Here is a 16,383-nt window from a genome sequence, read left to right on the forward strand (position 1 = left end):
AGCTCCCTGGCTCGCCGTCGCCGCGTCGCTCGACGTGTCCGTCCGGTCCCTGTCGCTGGGACGCGGCGGTGGTCCGCTCCCGCTCGGTGCGGACCACCACCTCGCGGCCGAGTGGTGGCGTCCCCGTTCGGACGGCAGGCGCCCGACCGGGTCGGTCAGCGGCCGGCCGGCACGGCTGCGGCGACCTCGGGGTCCACGGTGAGGTCGGTGGTGGAGGTCTCCCGGAGGGCGAGGATGCAGCCGACGCTGAGCAGGCAGAACGCGGCGATGATGGTGGAGACCAGGATCGTGCCGCCGCCCGCGGCGAGCACGGAGGCGAAGGCGACGGGCGCGATGCCCGCGCCGAGCCCGGAGATCTGGTAGCCGAGCGAGGCTCCGGTGTAGCGGGAGCGGGTCGAGAACAGCTCGGTGTAGAGCGCGGCGAGCGGTCCGTACATCGCGGCGTGCACGACGCCCTGACCGACCACCACGACGAGGGTGAGCAGCAGCGTGGACCCGCTGTCGATCATGGGGAACATCAGGAAGGCCCAGACCGCCATGGCGACGGCGCCGGCCACGACCACCGGCCGCCGCCCCACCCGGTCGGACAGCGAGGAGAACCCGATGATCCCGATCGCCGCGACGACCGACGACAGGGTGAGCGCGTTGAGCACGGTCGACCGGGGGAAGCCGACCTGCACCGCGTAGGAGATCACCAGCGTGGTCAGCGTGGCCTGGGCGACGAAGGCACCGAAGCCGACCCCGACCGACAGGGCGAGGTTGCGCGGGTGGTGGCGCAGGACCTCGAACAGGGGCGGTCGCGCGGGCCTCTCCGCGGCCGCCTCGGCGAACACGGGGGTCTCGGCGACCTTCGCGCGCACGAACAGGCCGACGGCCAGCAGCAGGATGCTGATCAGGAACGGGATCCGCCAGCCCCAGGCGAGGAACTCCTGCTCCCCGGTCAGGCCGGCGGAAGCGGCCAGCACCAGGGTCGAGAGCACCACGCCGCTGGGTGCACCCGCATTGGTGAAGCTGGCCCACAGCCCGCGCCGGGACGAGGCGTGCTCTGCGGACATCAGCACCGCGCCACCCCACTCCCCGCCGACCGCGAAGCCCTGCACGACGCGCAGCAACACCAGCAGGACCGGGGCCCAGACCCCGATCTGGGCGTAGGTGGGCAGCAGGCCGATGAGCGTACTGCCGACGCCCATCATGACCATGCTGATGATCAGCATCTTCTTGCGCCCGATCCGGTCGCCGAAGTGCCCGAACACGATGCCGCCCAGCGGGCGGGCGATGTAGCCGGTGGCGAGCGTGCCGAAGCTGGCGACGGTGCCGACGAGCGGGTCGAGGTCGGAGAAGAAGACCTGACTGAACACCACGGCCGAGGCGGTCGCGTACAGGAGGAAGTCGTAGTACTCGATCACGCTGCCGAGGTAGCTCGACAGCACGGCGCGGCGCAGTTGGGTGCGCGAGAAGTGCGGGTGCGTCATCGCGGTTGCCCTGTCTGCTGGGGACCGGTCGGCCGAGCGGCCGGGGTCATGGCTGGCTGAGAGCTGAGGAGCCGGAGCGGCCTGCGTCACATGCGCCGCCGATGTTAGGAACCTTGATAGAGCTTCGCAAGGGCCTTGCTATCAGGTTGCTTGATAGGCTGGGTCCATGAGGGAGCGCCTGTCGCCGACGACCGGTGGGCGCGGTCAGCGCCTCACGTACCTGGTCAAGCGCCTGGAGATGGCCGAGCGGGCGCGGATGGACGAGGTGTTGCGGCCCCTCGGGGTGACGCTGCACCAGTACACGGCGCTGAGCATCCTCGAGCGCCGGGAGGGGTTGTCGTCAGCGCAGCTGGCCCGCCGGACCTACGTCACCCCGCAGGCGATGCACCAGCTGGTCGCCTCCATGGAGCGCGACCGGCTCATCGAGCGCCGTCCGGACGGGGAGAACCGCCGGATCCTGCGCGCGTGGCTGACGCCCCACGGCGCCGAGGTCCTGCAGGCCTGTCACGACGTCGTCGACGGGCTGGAGGAGCGGATGCTGTCGGCCCTCAGCCCCGAGGAGGCCGCGGTGTTCGAGCGGGCGCTGGAGGCCTGCCTCACCGCTCTCGCCGAGCCCGGGATCAAGGTGCGCCGGCTCGAGGCCCCGAGCGTGCTGGCGGACGACGCTTGACTCGATCTCAGGGTACTTGCTATCAAGTTCCTTGAGACGACGAGGTCGCTCCCGCACTCGCTGAGGAGGCGCGATGGACCTGATCGCCGGACCGAACCCCGGCCTGGGCACCTGGCCCGCCCGCCGAGCCCGGATCTCCCCGGACCGCACCGCACTGCTCGACCCCCGCCGGTCGCTCACCTACGCCGAGCTCGCCGACCGCACCGCGCGGTACGCCGGGGCGCTGCGCCGGCTCGGCGTCGGGCGGGGCGACCGTGTGGCGTACCTGGGCGTGAACGCCGTCGAGGTGTTCGAGACGTTCTTCGCCACCTGGCTGCTCGGCGCGATCGCGGTACCGCTGAACCACCGCCTGTCCGGAGCGGAGATCCGCTACATGCTCGAGGACTCAGGTGCCTCGGTGCTCGTGCACAGTGGCGACGCGAACGCCCTCGTCGCCGCAGCCGTCCCCCTGCCGGGTACGGTGCGCCACGTCCTCGCCGTCGACCCCGCGGACCGCCCGGTGGACGGCGCGGAGTACGAGGCCGAGGTCGCCGCCGGCCCCGCGCTCGACAGCGAGCCGCAGGTGTCGCTGGACGACCCCGCGATCCTGCTCTACACGTCCGGGACCACGGGCCGCCCCAAGGGAGCGGTCCTGACCCACGGCAACCTGACCTGGAACACCGTCAACTACCTGGCGCACGTCGACGTGCTGAGCACCGACCGCGCGCTGGGCATCGCGCCGCTGTTCCACTGCGTCGGTCTCGGCCAGGTCACGCTGCCGACCCTGTTCAAGGGCGGCAGCGTCGAGCTGGTCCCGAAGGCCGACCCCGGCCTGGTCCTCGAGCGGGTGGCCGCAGCGCGGATCACCAGCTTCTCGGCCGTGCCCACCATGCTCCAGATGATGTGCGAGCACCCGGCCTGGGGCACGGCCGACCTGAGCTCGCTCGCCGTGGTCCAGTACGGCGGGTCGCCGGTGCAGGAACGGGTGGCCCGCGCCTGGCTGGATCGCGGAGTGCGGCTGCTCCAGGGCTACGGCATGACCGAGGCGTCCCCGGGGGTGTACATGAGCACCCACGACGGAACGGCGGCCCACCCGACGGCGGTCGGGGTGCCGCACTTCTTCACCGACGTCGCCCTGCTGCGCGACGGCCGGCCCGCGCCGGTCGGCGGCGAGCCGGCGGAGCTGGTGGTGCGCGGACCCCACGTCTTCGCCGGCTACTGGAACCGACCCGAGGACACCGCGGCCGGCTTCGTCGACGACCGGTGGTTCCGCACGGGCGACGTGCTGAGCGTCGACGACGACGGCTGGGCGCACGTCGTCGACCGGGTCAAGGACATGTACATCTCGGGCGGGGAGAACGTGTACCCCGCGGAGGTGGAGGCCGTGGCGGTCCAGCTGGACGCGGTGGCCAACTGCGCCGTGGTCGGACTGGCCGACAGCCGCTGGGGTGAGGTCGGCGTCGCCTACGTGCAGCTCCGGGAGGGGGCGACGCTGACGGAGGCCGAGCTGCGCGCCCACCTCGAGGCCCACCTGGCCCGGTACAAGGTGCCGAAACACGTGGAGTTCGTGCCGGAGCTGCCGCGCAACGCCACCGGGAAGATCCGCCGGGTCGTGCTGCGACACCGCGCCGTCGAGGACCACCCGACCGCCGGAGGACACGGAGCCGCCGAGGCGGACCCGAACGAGCAGGCCGCGGCCGCGCCGCGGCGGCCGGAGGGAGTGTCGTGACCAGCGCCGCCGAGCGGTCCGCCCAGGACCGGGTCCACGCCCTGCTGCCGCCGTCGCTGCAGCTGGAGCGCCACGGCGAGGTGGCCGTGCTGCGGTTGACCCGCGCCGCCAAACGCAACGCGCTCGACGACCCGACGGTGCTCGGCATCGAGGCGTTCTTCGCCGCTCCGCCGGACGGGGTGAAGGCGGTCGTGCTCGACGCGGAGGGGAAGCACTTCTGCGCCGGGCTGGACCTGTCGGAGCTGACCGAGCGCACCGCCTTCGAGGGCCTGGAGCACTCCCGGATGTGGCACCGGGCCTTCGAGCGGATGGAGCACGGGCGCGTCCCGGTCGTCGCGGTGCTCAAGGGGGCGGTGATCGGGGGCGGGCTGGAGCTGGCGTCGGCCACCCACCTCCGGGTGGCCGAGCCGAGCGCGTTCTACGCGCTGCCGGAGGGGCAGCACGGTCTGTTCGTCGGCGGGGGCGGCTCGGTGCGCGTGCCGCGGCTCATCGGGGCGCACCGCATGGCCGACATGATGCTGACCGGGCGCGTCCTGGACGCTCAGGAGGGGCAGACCCTCGGGCTGTCGCACTACCTGACCGGGCCGGGGAAGGGACTCTCGCACGCCTTGGAGCTGGCGCAGAAGATCGCGGCCAACTCCCCGGTGACGAACTTCGCCGTCCTGCAGGCGCTGCCGCGGATCGCGGAGTCCAGCCCCGCGGAGGGCTACCTGATGGAGTCGCTGATGGCCGCCCTCGCGGGGAGCAGCGAGCAGGCCCAGGAGCGGATGCAGGCGTTCCTGCAGGGCAGAGGCGGCAAGGTGCAGCGGGGGGAGGGCGCGTGACCGCCGTCGGGACGCCGGAGCCGCTGCGCCCGGTCGCCGCCGATGTCCGGGAGACCACCGAGATCGACCGGTTCCTGCGCTGGCTGGAGCGGGAGCGCGGGCTCGCCTTCGAGGGGTACGACGAGCTGCACCGCTGGTCGGTCGAGGACCTGGAGGGCTTCTGGTCGGCAGTTGCGGAGTTCTTCGACGTGGGCTTCGCGACGCCACCGGAGCGCGTGCTGGGCCGGCGGGAGATGCCCGGCGCCGAGTGGTTCCCGGGCGCGACGCTGAACTACGCCGAGCACGCCGTCGGGCTGCCCGAGGACGCGGACGAGATCGCCGTGCTCGCCTACTCGCAGACCCGTGACCGGCAGGAGCTGACCTGGGGTCGACTGCGCGAGCAGGTGGCCCGTGCCCGTGCCGGGCTGCGGCGGCTCGGCGTCGGCCGCGGCGACCGCGTCGTGGCGTACCTGCCGAACACCCCCGAGACACTGGTGGCGTTCCTGGCCACGGCGAGCCTCGGCGCGGTGTGGGCCAGCTGCGCGCCGGAGTTCGGCGCCCGCAGCGTCGTGGACCGGTTCGGGCAGATCGAGCCGACCGTGCTGCTGGCGGTGGCCGGGTACGGCTACGGCGACAAGGACGTCGACCGTCGGGAGCAGGTGGCGGAGATCCGGGCGGGGCTGCCCACCGTCCGGCACGTCGTGCACGTCCCGTACGGGGGGAACGACCTGCCCGACGCGCTCGGCTGGGACGAGCTCCTCGCCGAAGCCGGGGACCTGACGTTCGACCCGGTGCCGTTCGCGCACCCGCTGTGCGTGCTCTTCTCCTCCGGGACCACCGGCAAGCCCAAGGCGATCGTCCACGGACACGGCGGGATCCTGCTGGAGCACCTCAAGAACCACGGCCTGAGCTGGGACCTGCGCTCCGGCGACCGGATCCTCTGGTTCTCCACCACCGCGTGGATGATGTGGAACGCGCTGGTGTCGGGGCTGCTGGTGCGGGCGTCGATCGTGATGATCGACGGCAACCCGATGCACCCCGACCTGCGCTGGCAGTGGCAGCTCGCCGCCGAGACCGGGGCCACGCTCATGGGCGCCAGCCCCGGGTTCCTCATGGCCTGCCGCAAGGAGGGCGTGCGGCCGGCCGAGGAGTTCGACCTCTCGCGGATCCGGCAGATCGGGGCCGCCGGCAGCCCCTTGCCCGCGGAGGGCTACCGGTGGGTGGCCGAGCAGTTCGGGCCCGGCGTGCTGCTCAACGTGGGCAGCGGCGGCACCGACGTGTGCAGCGGCATCGTGCAGGGCAGCCCCCTGCAGCCGGTGTGGGTGGGGGAGATCTCCGGCCCCTGCCTGGGCGTCGACGCGCAGGCCTTCGACGAGGCGGGCAACCGGGTGGTCGGCGAGCTGGGCGAGCTCGTGATCACCCGTCCGATGCCGTCGATGCCCGTGGGGTTCTGGGGCGACCCCGACGGGGCGCGCTACCGGGACACCTACTTCGGCGTCTACCCGGGCGTGTGGCGGCACGGCGACTGGGTGCGGTTCTCCCCGGTGGGCAGCGCGGTGATCGCCGGGCGCTCGGACGCGACGCTCAACCGGGGCGGGGTGCGGCTGGGCACGGCGGAGTTCTACCGGGTGGTCGAGGAGCTCCCCGAGGTCGTCGACAGCCTGGTCGTGCACCTGGAGGACCCGGCCGGCGGCAACGGGGAACTGCTCCTGTACGTGCAGCTCCGCCCCGGCACCACCCTGGACGACGAGCTGCGCCGCCGCATCGCCACCGCGCTGCGCACGGAACTCTCACCACGGCACATCCCGGACGGCATCGCGGAGCTGCCGGTGATCCCGCGCAACCGGACGGGGAAGAAGCTGGAGCTGCCGGCCAAGCGGATCCTGCTCGGCGCGGCGCTCGACGACGTGGCCAGCCGCGACGTCCTCGCCGATCCGACCGCGCTCGACCCCTTCGTCGGCCTCGCCGCCTCGCGGAGCCGGTCGTGACCGTCCAGCGGGTGACCGTGGTGGGCACCGGGGTGATCGGGGCCAGCTGGGCGGCGCACTTCCTCGCCCACGGCCTCGACGTCACCGCGACCGACCCGTCGCCCGGCGCGGAGGAGCGGCTGCGGTCCGACGTCGCGGCGATCTGGCCGACGCTCACGCCCGCCGCGGGCGGGTCGCCGGAGCGGCTGGCGTTCACCTCCGACGTCGCCGCGGCGGTCGCGGACGCGGACTTCGTGCAGGAGAACGGCCCGGAGCGGGAAGACGTCAAGCACGAGTTGTTCGCGGTGCTCGACACGGCCGCGCGGCCGGACGTCGTCCTGGCCAGCAGCTCCTCGGGCCTGCTGCCCAGCGTCATCGCCCGGGGCTGCCCGCGGCATCCCGAGCGGGTCGTGATCGGGCACCCGTTCAACCCGCCGCACCTGATCCCGCTCGTCGAGGTGGTGCCGGGGGAGAAGACCTCGGAGCAGGCGGTCGAGGCCGCGCTCGCCTTCTACACCGCCGTCGGCAAGAAGCCGATCCGGCTGCGCCAGGAGCTGCCCGGACACGTGGCCAACCGGCTGCAGGCGGCGCTGTGGCAGGAGGCGTACTCGCTGGTCGAGCGCGGAGTGGCGACGGTGGCCGACATCGACGCCGCCATCGCCCACGGTCCCGGGCTGCGGTGGGCGGTGCTCGGGCCGTTCGCGAACCAGCACCTGTCCGGCGGGCCCGGCGGGATCGCGCACGTCCTGGAGCACCTCGGCCCGCCGACCGAGGCGTGGTGGCGCGACCTCGGGCAGGTCACGCTCACCCCGGAGCTCGTCGCCAAGCTCGTGGCCGGCGTCGACGAGGAGCTCGCCGGCGTCGATCCCGCCGAGCTCATCGCCCGGCGCGACGCCGTGCTCACCGCCCTGCTGGCAGCCAAGGCCCGGACCGATCTGTAGGAGGGGCGCACCATGGATCTCGCCGCACTGGACGCGATCGACGTGCACGTGCACGTCGAGCAGGACAGCCACGGCTGCTTCGCGCTGGACCAGGAGCTGCTCGACGCCTCGGCGAAGTACTTCCGCGCCGACCAGGACCGCACCCCGACCGTGGCCGCGATCGCCGAGCACTACCGCGCCCGCCGCGCCGCAGCGGTGGTGTTCACCGTCGACGCCCCCGCCGGCACCGGGCACCCGGCGCTGTCCAGCGAGGAGATCGCCGAGCAGGCCGCCGAGCACCCCGACGTGCTCATCCCGTTCGGCTCGGTCGACCCGCACGCGGGCAAGGCCGCCGTCGCCCGGGCGCGGCGGCTGGCGACCGAGCACGGGGTGCGCGGCTTCAAGTTCCACCCCAGCCTGCAGGCGTTCGAGCCCAACGACGTCCGCTTCTACCCCCTGTACGACGCGTTGCAGGAGCTGCGGGTGCCGGCGCTGTTCCACACCGGGCAGACCGGGATCGGCGCCGGGCTGCCCGGCGGGCGGGGGATCAAGCTGCGCTACTCGGCGCCGATGCTGCTCGACGACGTGGCCGCCGACTTCCCGCACCTGACCATCGTGCTGGCGCACCCGTCGGTGCCGTGGCAGGACGAGGCGATCTCGATGGCCACGCACAAGGCGAACGTCTACATCGACCTGTCCGGCTGGTCGCCGAAGTACTTCCCGCCGCAGCTGGTGAAGGCGGCCAACTCGCTGCTCAAGCGCAAGGTGCTGTTCGGGTCGGACTTCCCCGTCGTCACCCCCGACCGCTGGCTCGCCGACTTCGCCGAGCTGGAGATCAAGGACGACGTCCGGCCGCTCATCCTCAAGGACAACGCCGTCCGGGTGCTCGGGCTCGCCTGACTGCGCCGTACCGGGGTGTCGCCGGCCAGCCGGGACGACCCCGGCGCTCTGGAGACGCTCACCGGCGTCGTGCCGGTCGCACCACGAGCCCGCCCCGAGCGGACAGGAGACCCGCACTTCCGTTCGCGGGCCGTCCAGGGCGGCCCGCACCACGCAGTTGACGCCGGGCGTCGTCCGGGGATGAGGGAGTGGACATGACCAGGTGGGGGACCCGACTGACGGCGATGGCAGGGGCCGTCGCAGTGGCCGGTGGGGCAGCGTCGATGACGGCGGCGAACGCTGCGCCGCCGGTCCCGCCCGACGTGCCTCCCGGCGAGTACCGCGGTGACCTGGCCAGCGGTGCCGACTGGATGGCGCACGTGCCACAGCAGTGGAACGGGACCGTCGTCCTGTTCGCCCACGGCTTCGGGCAGTTGGCGGCCCAGGACGCCCCGGACGAGCCGACCCGGCAGGAGCTGCTCGAGCAGGGATACGCCCTCGTGGGCTCGTCGTACTCGGGGCCGTCGCTGTGGGCGCTGGAGTCCGCGGTCGACGACCAGTACGCCGCCCTGGCGGCGTTCGAGGAGCTGCTCGGCGCCGAGCCGGGGCGGACCATCGCCCTCGGCCGGTCCATGGGCGGCCTGGTGAGTGCCCGGCAGGCGGAAGACCCTCGCGGGGAGATCGACGGCGTCCTGACCACGTGCGGGCTCGTCGCCGGTGCCCTCAACCTGAACGACTACCAGCTCGACGGCGTCTACACGCTGTCCCACCTGCTGGCTCCGGATCAGGACATCCCGCTGGTCCGGTACGAGAGCCCGGAGCAGGCGGCGCAGGCAGCGGCGGACCTGATCGCGGTGGTGACGGAGTCGCAGGGCACGCCCGAGGGGCGGGCCCGCATCGCGCTCGCCTCCGCGTTCCTCAACATGCCGACCTGGTACTCCGGGGACGTGCCACCGACGCCGCAGGACCACCGGGCCCGGCAGGTGCAGCAGTACGAGGCGCTGGTCGCCGGAGGCCTCGAGCGGTACGTGACCGGCCGGCAGCAGATCGAGCTCGCGGCGGGAGGCAACAGCGCCTACAACGCCGGCGTCGACTACCGCGCGCTGTTGGACAGCAGTCCCCATGCCGACCAGGTCCGGGCGCTGTACCGCGAGGCCGGGCTCGACCTGGACGCCGACCTGGCCACGCTGACCCGCGACGCGGACGTCGAGGCCGACCCCGAGGCCGTGGCCGACCTGACCCGCTCGTCGATGGTCTCCGGGGAGCTGGCGGTCCCGGAGCTCGCCATCCACACCGTCGCCGACGAACTCGTCCCGGTGGAGCACGAGGACTGGTACGCCGAGCAGGTGGCCAGAGAGGGTGAGGCGGGTCTGCTGCGCCAGGCCTACGTGGACGGGGCCGGCCACTGCGGGTTCCAGCCGGCCGAGCAGGTCGCGGCGCTCCAGGCGCTCGAGCAGCGGCTCGACACCGGCCGCTGGGACGACCTGGCCGACCCGGCTCGGCTGAACGCCGCGGCCGACGCCCTCGAGCTCGGGACCACCGCCCGGTTCACCCCGTTCGACCCGGCGCGGCTGGTCGGCGGGCTCGGGGAGCCGGGGCGCGACCGGGACCGCTGACCGCCGGCGGACCGGCGGGGCACCGGGACCCCCCATGACATCGAGGGCGGGCAGGCGGCGTGCTCGGTGCCTCAGCACTCGATGACGTCGACGGCCAGCCCGCCGCGCGAGGTCTCCTCGTACGAGGCCGAGGCCGTGCTGGATGCCGACCTCAGCGGCGTTCTCCGCCTGCTCCGACGTGCCGCCCAGCACCTCGCAGGGCGCACCGGGCGCCATGGAGCAGGCCGGTCCCACCTCCCTCTTCTGGGTCGACGGCGTCCGGTCCGGCGGGCTCATCGGAGGGGATCACGGTGAACCGAGCTCCGGTCAACAGCGCGGCGAGCACGGAGGCGCGATCAGCGGGCAGTCGAACCGTCGTGAGTGCTTCGTCCAGGCGAGGATCGACGAGCACGAGATGGCGAGGTCCGCGGTCCTCGACGACGACCATGACGTGGCGGCCCCTGTCGGCCGCGATGGTGTAGCGCCAACCGACTCCCGGCAGCCGCTGCGCCCGCACGGGGAGGGCGGTCATCGCTCGCCCTCCCGCGCTGTCCTCGGGCGACCCGACGACCCCACCCGTATGCGCTGCGCCCGAGCGGCGCCCGCATCTCGGTGGCCGTCTCGCCGGCCGGCGAGACGGCGGGTGAGGAGATCACGCGAGCGTCGCGGTCCGTGTGCAGCACCGCCGGGCCAGGTCACGGTGTACGGGCAGGGACATCGCCGGAGGGGGCCGGGAGCTCCTCCGTGCGGCGTGGTGTTCCACCGGTCATCCCACGTCCCAGTGAGCGCAGGGCGGCGCGCGCGACCGCGAGCCCGAGGGTGGAGCGCAAGGCGGACAACCGGGGGCTTCCCAGCTCCCGCTCCAGTCGCACGAGATCGTGTGTCAGCAATTCGTTCACCTTTCCTCGAGTTGGGTTCGTCATTCCTGCAGCGGGGTTCTTCACCAGTTCATCGGCGGATCGCTGGCAGGAAAGCTCTGCGTTCCCCACTCCTCGACGATGTCGATGGGCGGTCTCGTCGGCCTCGCCTTCCTGGCGAGCACCGGGATGAATCCGTCGACGTTCGCGCGGGTGGGGCTGCGAGTACCGACGACGGCCTCCGGGAACTGTGCTGTCGCAACGTGCCGTGACGTGTCCTCTCGACTGCGGGAGGCGGTGAGGGGCATGTCGTCATCTCCTTCCACTCGGGGAGCGCACACCCAGCCTGCTGCTGGGTCACCCATTCCTCCACGGTGCCGTCCGGCCAATCGGAGGTGGTCGTGGTTGCTGACGCCCGGCAAGGTGTGGCCGGACGTGATCGGCGAGGGCTCCCGTCGGTGGGGAGCCCGAACCGTCAGCGCAGGGACCCTCGTCCCGCGCGCGCATTCTGCGACCCGCTGTCCACGGAGGCCTGGTGAGCGCCACCGGGACACGGTGCCGTCCGTCGTCCTGGTGTCGTACGGGTCGGTCGTGCGGCCGATGGTTTGATGGCATCCGCATTGCCGACTGTCGGCAATGTCAGTGTGTACCAGCTGACCGACGGCGCCCCTGGCCGGGCCGGCGTCCCCGAGGGCATGGTCGAGCTCGACAGGAGGAGGACCGTGCTCAGCAGCCACGAACAGCAGATCGGGGACGACACCGAGCGGTTCCGGGCCGCCGAGGCCGAGGAGCCCACGCTGCTCGGTGACGGCGGCACCCGTGCTTCGTCCGGCTGCGCGAGGAGCATGCCGCGACGCCGAGCGTGATCAGCAGCTGCTCTGGCCCGCTGAGGCGATCGTCGTCGAGCGATCGTCCCCTGAGCCCCGCGAGCCGGCGTCACCAGCCACCGATGACCTGAACCGATCGAGACCCAACCGGAGGAAACCAGGTGTCCATCGCCACCGTGGACAGGAACGTCGAGTTCGCGATGCCCACCGTCGCCCCCCTGACGCTCGCGGACCGCTGCGACGCATCCGCTGTCGTGGGCGGCCCGAACGGCAGGACCGGCCGTGGTGCCTGCGGCGCGCAGGGCTTCATCCGCGCTGTGCTGCCCAGCGGCAACGACCTGGTCTTCTGCGCCCACCACGGCCGGGAGCACGAGGCCGCCCTCGCCGCTGCCGGTGCGACCGTCCACGACGGGACCGACGCGCTCAACGCCTAGCCCGGCGCGTCCAGAGCGCTCCGACCTCGGCACCGCACTCCCCGCCCCCTGGGTGCGCTGGGTGGCTCCGTCCGCCCTCTGCGCGTCGAGGGTCCCGGCGTCGGCGCCGTCCCGACCGAACGGCCCCTCGACGGAGAGGGGCGGAGATCCGTGTCGGCAGGGCCAGGTGGCACGGCCGGCACACGCGGCAGGCCGGCCGGCGCCGCACCGAGCCGGCCTGGGTCGGGCCGACCCGGTGGGGTAGGGGCGGTCGGCGGAACCGCGGACGGACGAGGTGGCGATGACCGACGAGGTCGTGGTGGGAGTGGACGGTTCGGACCGCGCGCGCACCGCCCTGGCGTGGGGTCTCCAGGAAGCGCGGCTGCGCGGGGGAGCGGTGCGGCCGGTCACCGTCTGGCCGGAGAACGGGCCACCGCACGCCCACGACGGGGGGATCGGCCGGCCGAGCGTCGCGGACTTCGAGCGGGACGTGCTGTCGAGGATGAGCGCCGACGCCGCCGAGGTCGCAGCGGCCACGGGCTGCGAGGCCGTCCCGGTCCACCCGGAGGTGAGGTACGGGCAGCCGGCCCAGCAGCTGATCGACACCGCAGGCGACGACGGGCTGCTGGTGGTCGGCTCCCGCGGCCGGGGCGGTGTGCGTGGTGCGGTCCTGGGCTCGGTCAGTCAGCAGTGTGCCCAGTACGGCCGGGGGCCGGTGGTCGTCGTGCGCGACGACGACTCCTCGCACGGCGCCGTCCTGTGGCAAGGAGCCGCCAGTCGGGTCGTGGTGGGTGTCGACGGCTCGGCCGGCTCGGTCGCCGCCCTCCGGTTCGCCGCAGCGGAGGCCCGGCTGCGCGGTGGCGAACTGCACGTCGTGCACGCCTGGATGGACACCGTGTCCGGCTACGGCGGCCCGCCCTGGGCGCTCTCGGACACCGCGCTGCGGGACCAGGCCGACGACACGCTGCGGGAGAGCGTGGAGGAGGCGTGGCGCGACGGGCCTCCCGGTGTCCAGGTCCGCGCGGAGACCATCGAGGGCGTCGAGTGGGACGTCCTGACCGAGGTGGCCGATGCGGCCGACCTGCTCGTGGTCGGGTCACGCGGTCGAACCGGCTGGTCGAGCCTCCTCCTGGGGTCGGTCGGCCTGCGCTGCATCACCTACGCCCCGTGCCCCGTGGCGGTGGTCCGTCCGCCCCGGTGACAGCACGAGGAAGGCGTCGAGGAGCAGGCCGGCGGCCATGGTGTAGGCCGGTTGCCGGGAGGAGCCCAGCGGGATGATGCCCGGAGGCGACACCGCCTCGGCACTCGCCGCGGGCTGCCCGGTGGTGGTCGAGGCGCACAGCTCGCACCCAGGCGACGTCACAGCTGTGCTCCGACGTGATGGTGGGCTCGTTCACCCTCGGTGCCGGACAGTTCTGCACCGAGCCCGGCCTGGCCTTCGTGCCCGTCGGCCCCGACGGCGACCGGCTGGTCGATGCGATGGCCGGGCGGTCCGCGGCACGGGTGCGCAGGTGCTGCTCAACGAGGGCATGGCCACCTCCTACGGCCGCATCTCTGACGGCCTGGCCGCGGCCCCGGGTGTCGAGGAGATCGCGCGCGGCGGTGATCCTCCGGGGTCGGGCTTCGCGGGCGGTGCCCCGGCTGCTGGCGAGGTCGGCCGGCCACCTGCCGCACGAGGTGACCGAGGAGTGCTTCGGGCCCGGTCGCCGTCGTGGCCCGCTACGACGGCTGGGACGATCCCTCCTCCGCGCTGGACGCCATGCCGTCGTCGCTCACCGCGACCGTCCTCCGTGGCCAGGGGGAGATGGACCTGCTGCTGGCCGTCTCTCGGGAGCTGCGCACTCGCGTGGGACGGCTCGTGTGCGACGCCTACCCCACCGGCGGGCGGCTCGCCGTCCAGATCGCCCACCGATCCGGCCCGGACAGGGACCTGTGGCCGTGTCCGGCTCCCCGGCCGGCCCCCTAGCGTTGCCGCCGCGGTGCGCGCTCCCCACGCGGGTGCGTGTCCACCGAGTTCGACGAGGAGCAGCCATGGCGCAGGGACTGTCGACTCCGATCCCCCTCCGTTCCGGTCAGCCCGCCGATGAACCACCCACCGGTGCGGCTGCAGCCCGGCCCCGTCGGCCGGCCGGGCCCGCGGGCGCGATGACCCGGCAACCCACCCGTGCGTCGAGCGCACCGACCACCGGCTGCCCGGTCGACCTGGCCCCGGTCGGCCTGATGGGTGACGCCATGGCGGGGGTTCCTGCCGCGTTCGACGGGCCGCTGAGCCTGGCCGGTGAGACGGAAGGAGGCGCGGCATGAGCCCCGAGTCCCGTCGGGTCGCCGGCATCGTCCTCATCGTCCTTCCCACGGTCGTCATCGGCGGGGTCAGTGTGCTGAGCCTGCTGATCGGCCACCCGGGCTACCGTGACAACCCGCTGCGGCAGGACCTGTGGCGCGCCGGTCACGCGCACGCAGGCGTGTTGTTGCTCCTGTCCCTGGTCGCGCTCCGGTACGTCGACGAGACCAGGCTGTCCGAGCGCGCCCGCTGGTTCGTGCGGCTCGCCTTTCCCGCCGCCGCCGTCCTGCTGCCCGTGGCGTTCTTCCTGTCCATCCTGGGGCCGCAGGACCGGGAACCCAACGCGGTCGTCTACCTGGCCTACGCCGGGGCGGTCGTCCTCGTGTCCGGGATGCTGACCCTCGCCGTCGGTCTGCTCCGGACGGCGAGGTCAGGGTCGACTCCGGGCGGGTCACCGTCACCCCAGACCCTGTCGCCGCCCGCCCCGCCTCCCCGTGCCTCCTCACCCACACCCCCGATGGGTCGATCCTCATGATCTTCCTCGTCGTGCTCGCGCTCGCGACCGTGGTGGCCGCGCTCGTCCTGTGGCCGTCGTCCGGCCGCCGATCCGCCCGCCGAGCGGCTCGCCTCGGCATGGCCACCGCGATGGTCTTCGCCGGGGTGGCCCACTGGTTGATGCCGACGCCCTTCGTCCAGCACCTACCGCCGTGGGTGCCCGCCGCGGAGGCCCTCGTCCTCGTGACCGGTGTGGTGGAGATCGGCCTCGGCGCCGCGCTGCTGCTCCGCCAGCCGTGGCGGCGCCGCGCCGGGCTCGCGCTCGCCGCCTACCTGGTCGCCGTCTTCCCGGCCAACGTGTACGTCGCGGTCGGCGGCATCGACGTCGAGGGACAGCCCGGCGGCTGGTACCCCTGGCTGCGACTGCCCTTCCAGGTGCTGTTCGTCGCCTGGGCGCTGTGGAGCACTGAGTGGGACCTCCGGCAGTTGCGCGCAGCGGTGAACAGGCTCGTCGCCAGGACCCCTCGGGCTGAGGAGGTCGCGCCGGTGGCCTCCCGGCCAGAGAGGTAGGGGACCGGCTCGTCCGGGCGGCTCCCGCGGCTGCTCCACCGCGCTTGCCGGTGAGGGGAGGGGGCACCTGCCCTACCAGCCACCGCCTCCTCGGCGCGTGAGGAGCCGATCGGCCTCGGGTGGCTGCTCAGGCGAGCGCTCAGCGCGTCCGCAGCGGCGGCTCGCCTGATCGACGCATCCGACTCGCCGATGCGTGCACCGCCGGCTGGGCCAGGTGCCGGGATGGCTGTGCCGGAGGGACGAGCGCGTTCTGTCCGGGCGACGCCTCCCGTCGGTCGCTGCTGCTACGCCAGCAGCGACACCACCGCCATCCGTTGCAGGTGCCTGACGTAGGTCTCGAACGTCCAGCCCCATGTGCCGACCAGGCGCTGGTGGTGCGTCGGGTCGATCAGGACGTCGGCGATGGCGGCCGCCTGTTCGGGGTCGAGGTCGGGCCGAAGCCCGCCGAGGTCGGCGACACGGCCGACGACAGCGCGGGCGCCCTCGGCCCGCTGGTCGTCGGTCGTGGCGAGGAGGGCTGCAGCGTCGGGGTCGGCGTCGGCCGCCACGACGAGAACGTGGTACAGCGTGGCGAGCCGCCTGTTGATGGCTGCGTTCATCGCCATCCATGCGGTGAGCAGTTCGGCAGGGTCCTCGCCCCGCATCATCCGCTGCACCTCCGGCCGGTCTGCGATGGCCACCGGTTCCTCATCGCCGGCCAGCGTCCAGTCGAAGGCGAGTTTGAGTACGGCGGCCTTCGCGCCGACCGAGGTGAAGACGGTCCTGCGGCTGACCCCTGCACGCTCGGCGATGGCGTCGATCGTGGCCGGGACATAGCCGCTCTCCACGAACAGCGCGGCTCCGGCGTCGACGATCCGCCGGCGCGTGACCCGCGCTTGCTCGTCGCGCAGGGCGGAGCGGTACGGGCGGCCGCCGCCCGTCATGCG

At 73.3% G+C, this 16,383-nt stretch carries 16 protein-coding genes and 1 pseudogene; 13 read left to right on the forward strand and 4 right to left on the reverse strand.

The window, feature by feature from the left end:
* Window positions 1-155: 155 nt before the first annotated feature.
* Complete coding sequence (locus tag ACWIX7_RS21860; RefSeq protein ID WP_448618508.1) at window positions 156-1,472, reverse strand: MFS transporter; 1,317 nt, start codon at window positions 1,470-1,472, stop codon at window positions 156-158.
* Window positions 1,473-1,638: 166 nt separating this feature from the next.
* On the opposite strand from ACWIX7_RS21860, the gene ACWIX7_RS21865 reads away from it, so the two are divergent.
* The 7 genes from ACWIX7_RS21865 to ACWIX7_RS21895 all read left to right on the forward strand — a co-directional run bounded on the left by ACWIX7_RS21865 (window position 1,639) and on the right by ACWIX7_RS21895 (window position 10,035).
* Window positions 1,639-2,142 carry a MarR family winged helix-turn-helix transcriptional regulator gene (locus tag ACWIX7_RS21865; protein ID WP_448618509.1) on the forward strand — a complete coding sequence of 168 codons (504 nt, stop codon included), beginning with the start codon at window positions 1,639-1,641 and terminating at the stop codon, window positions 2,140-2,142.
* A 73-nt stretch (window positions 2,143-2,215) separates the two neighbouring features.
* Window positions 2,216-3,850, forward strand: coding sequence for an acyl-CoA synthetase (locus ACWIX7_RS21870; RefSeq protein ID WP_448618510.1), 1,635 nt, complete (start codon window positions 2,216-2,218; stop codon window positions 3,848-3,850).
* Complete coding sequence (locus ACWIX7_RS21875) at window positions 3,847-4,674, forward strand: crotonase/enoyl-CoA hydratase family protein (RefSeq protein ID WP_448618511.1); 828 nt, start codon at window positions 3,847-3,849, stop codon at window positions 4,672-4,674. The genes ACWIX7_RS21870 and ACWIX7_RS21875 overlap by 4 nt, the downstream gene beginning before the upstream one ends.
* A complete protein-coding gene (locus ACWIX7_RS21880) occupies window positions 4,671-6,641 on the forward strand; it encodes an acetoacetate--CoA ligase (protein WP_448618512.1) in 1,971 nt (656 codons plus the stop codon). Before ACWIX7_RS21875 ends, ACWIX7_RS21880 begins: the two co-directional genes overlap by 4 nt.
* Window positions 6,638-7,561, forward strand: a complete 924-nt coding sequence (locus ACWIX7_RS21885) for a 3-hydroxyacyl-CoA dehydrogenase NAD-binding domain-containing protein (RefSeq protein ID WP_448618513.1) — start codon at window positions 6,638-6,640, stop codon at window positions 7,559-7,561. The genes ACWIX7_RS21880 and ACWIX7_RS21885 overlap by 4 nt, the downstream gene beginning before the upstream one ends.
* A gap of 12 nt (window positions 7,562-7,573) precedes the next feature.
* Entirely contained in the window at window positions 7,574-8,440 is an 867-nt protein-coding gene (gene couO / locus ACWIX7_RS21890) for a 4-hydroxyphenyl-beta-ketoacyl-CoA hydrolase (RefSeq protein ID WP_448618514.1), read from the forward strand.
* A gap of 194 nt (window positions 8,441-8,634) precedes the next feature.
* On the forward strand, window positions 8,635-10,035 hold the full coding sequence (locus tag ACWIX7_RS21895; RefSeq protein WP_448618515.1) for a hypothetical protein: 1,401 nt from the start codon (window positions 8,635-8,637) through the stop codon (window positions 10,033-10,035).
* A gap of 132 nt (window positions 10,036-10,167) precedes the next feature.
* On the opposite strand, the pseudogene ACWIX7_RS21900 reads toward ACWIX7_RS21895, so the two are convergent.
* Window positions 10,168-10,311 (reverse strand): annotated as a pseudogene (locus ACWIX7_RS21900) (L-serine ammonia-lyase, iron-sulfur-dependent, subunit alpha); the annotation flags it as partial.
* 643 nt (window positions 10,312-10,954) lie between these two features.
* On the reverse strand, window positions 10,955-11,179 hold the full coding sequence (locus tag ACWIX7_RS21905) for a hypothetical protein (RefSeq protein ID WP_448618516.1): 225 nt from the start codon (window positions 11,177-11,179) through the stop codon (window positions 10,955-10,957).
* A 336-nt stretch (window positions 11,180-11,515) separates the two neighbouring features.
* Between ACWIX7_RS21905 and ACWIX7_RS21910 the strand changes: the two genes are divergently transcribed.
* The 6 genes from ACWIX7_RS21910 (at window position 11,516) to ACWIX7_RS21935 (ending at window position 15,457) form a co-directional block, all read left to right on the forward strand.
* Window positions 11,516-11,737 (forward strand): hypothetical protein, encoded by a 222-nt coding sequence (locus ACWIX7_RS21910; protein ID WP_448618517.1) that lies wholly within the window; start codon window positions 11,516-11,518, stop codon window positions 11,735-11,737.
* 122 nt (window positions 11,738-11,859) lie between these two features.
* Complete coding sequence (locus ACWIX7_RS21915) at window positions 11,860-12,132, forward strand: DUF7455 domain-containing protein (RefSeq protein ID WP_448618518.1); 273 nt, start codon at window positions 11,860-11,862, stop codon at window positions 12,130-12,132.
* Between the two features lie 280 nt (window positions 12,133-12,412).
* On the forward strand, window positions 12,413-13,312 hold the full coding sequence (locus ACWIX7_RS21920) for a universal stress protein (RefSeq protein WP_448618519.1): 900 nt from the start codon (window positions 12,413-12,415) through the stop codon (window positions 13,310-13,312).
* 510 nt (window positions 13,313-13,822) lie between these two features.
* Window positions 13,823-14,077, forward strand: a complete 255-nt coding sequence (locus tag ACWIX7_RS21925; RefSeq protein WP_448618520.1) for a hypothetical protein — start codon at window positions 13,823-13,825, stop codon at window positions 14,075-14,077.
* 334 nt (window positions 14,078-14,411) lie between these two features.
* On the forward strand, window positions 14,412-14,927 hold the full coding sequence (locus ACWIX7_RS21930; RefSeq protein WP_448618521.1) for a hypothetical protein: 516 nt from the start codon (window positions 14,412-14,414) through the stop codon (window positions 14,925-14,927).
* Complete coding sequence (locus ACWIX7_RS21935) at window positions 14,924-15,457, forward strand: DoxX family protein (protein ID WP_448618522.1); 534 nt, start codon at window positions 14,924-14,926, stop codon at window positions 15,455-15,457. The genes ACWIX7_RS21930 and ACWIX7_RS21935 overlap by 4 nt, the downstream gene beginning before the upstream one ends.
* 284 nt (window positions 15,458-15,741) lie before the next feature.
* On the opposite strand, the gene ACWIX7_RS21940 is transcribed toward ACWIX7_RS21935, so the two are convergent.
* Window positions 15,742-16,380: a TetR/AcrR family transcriptional regulator gene (locus tag ACWIX7_RS21940; RefSeq protein WP_448618523.1), complete on the reverse strand. Its 639-nt coding sequence runs from the start codon at window positions 16,378-16,380 to the stop codon at window positions 15,742-15,744.
* Window positions 16,381-16,383 lie beyond the last annotated feature (3 nt).

The organism is Geodermatophilus sp. URMC 65 (assembly GCF_053502545.1).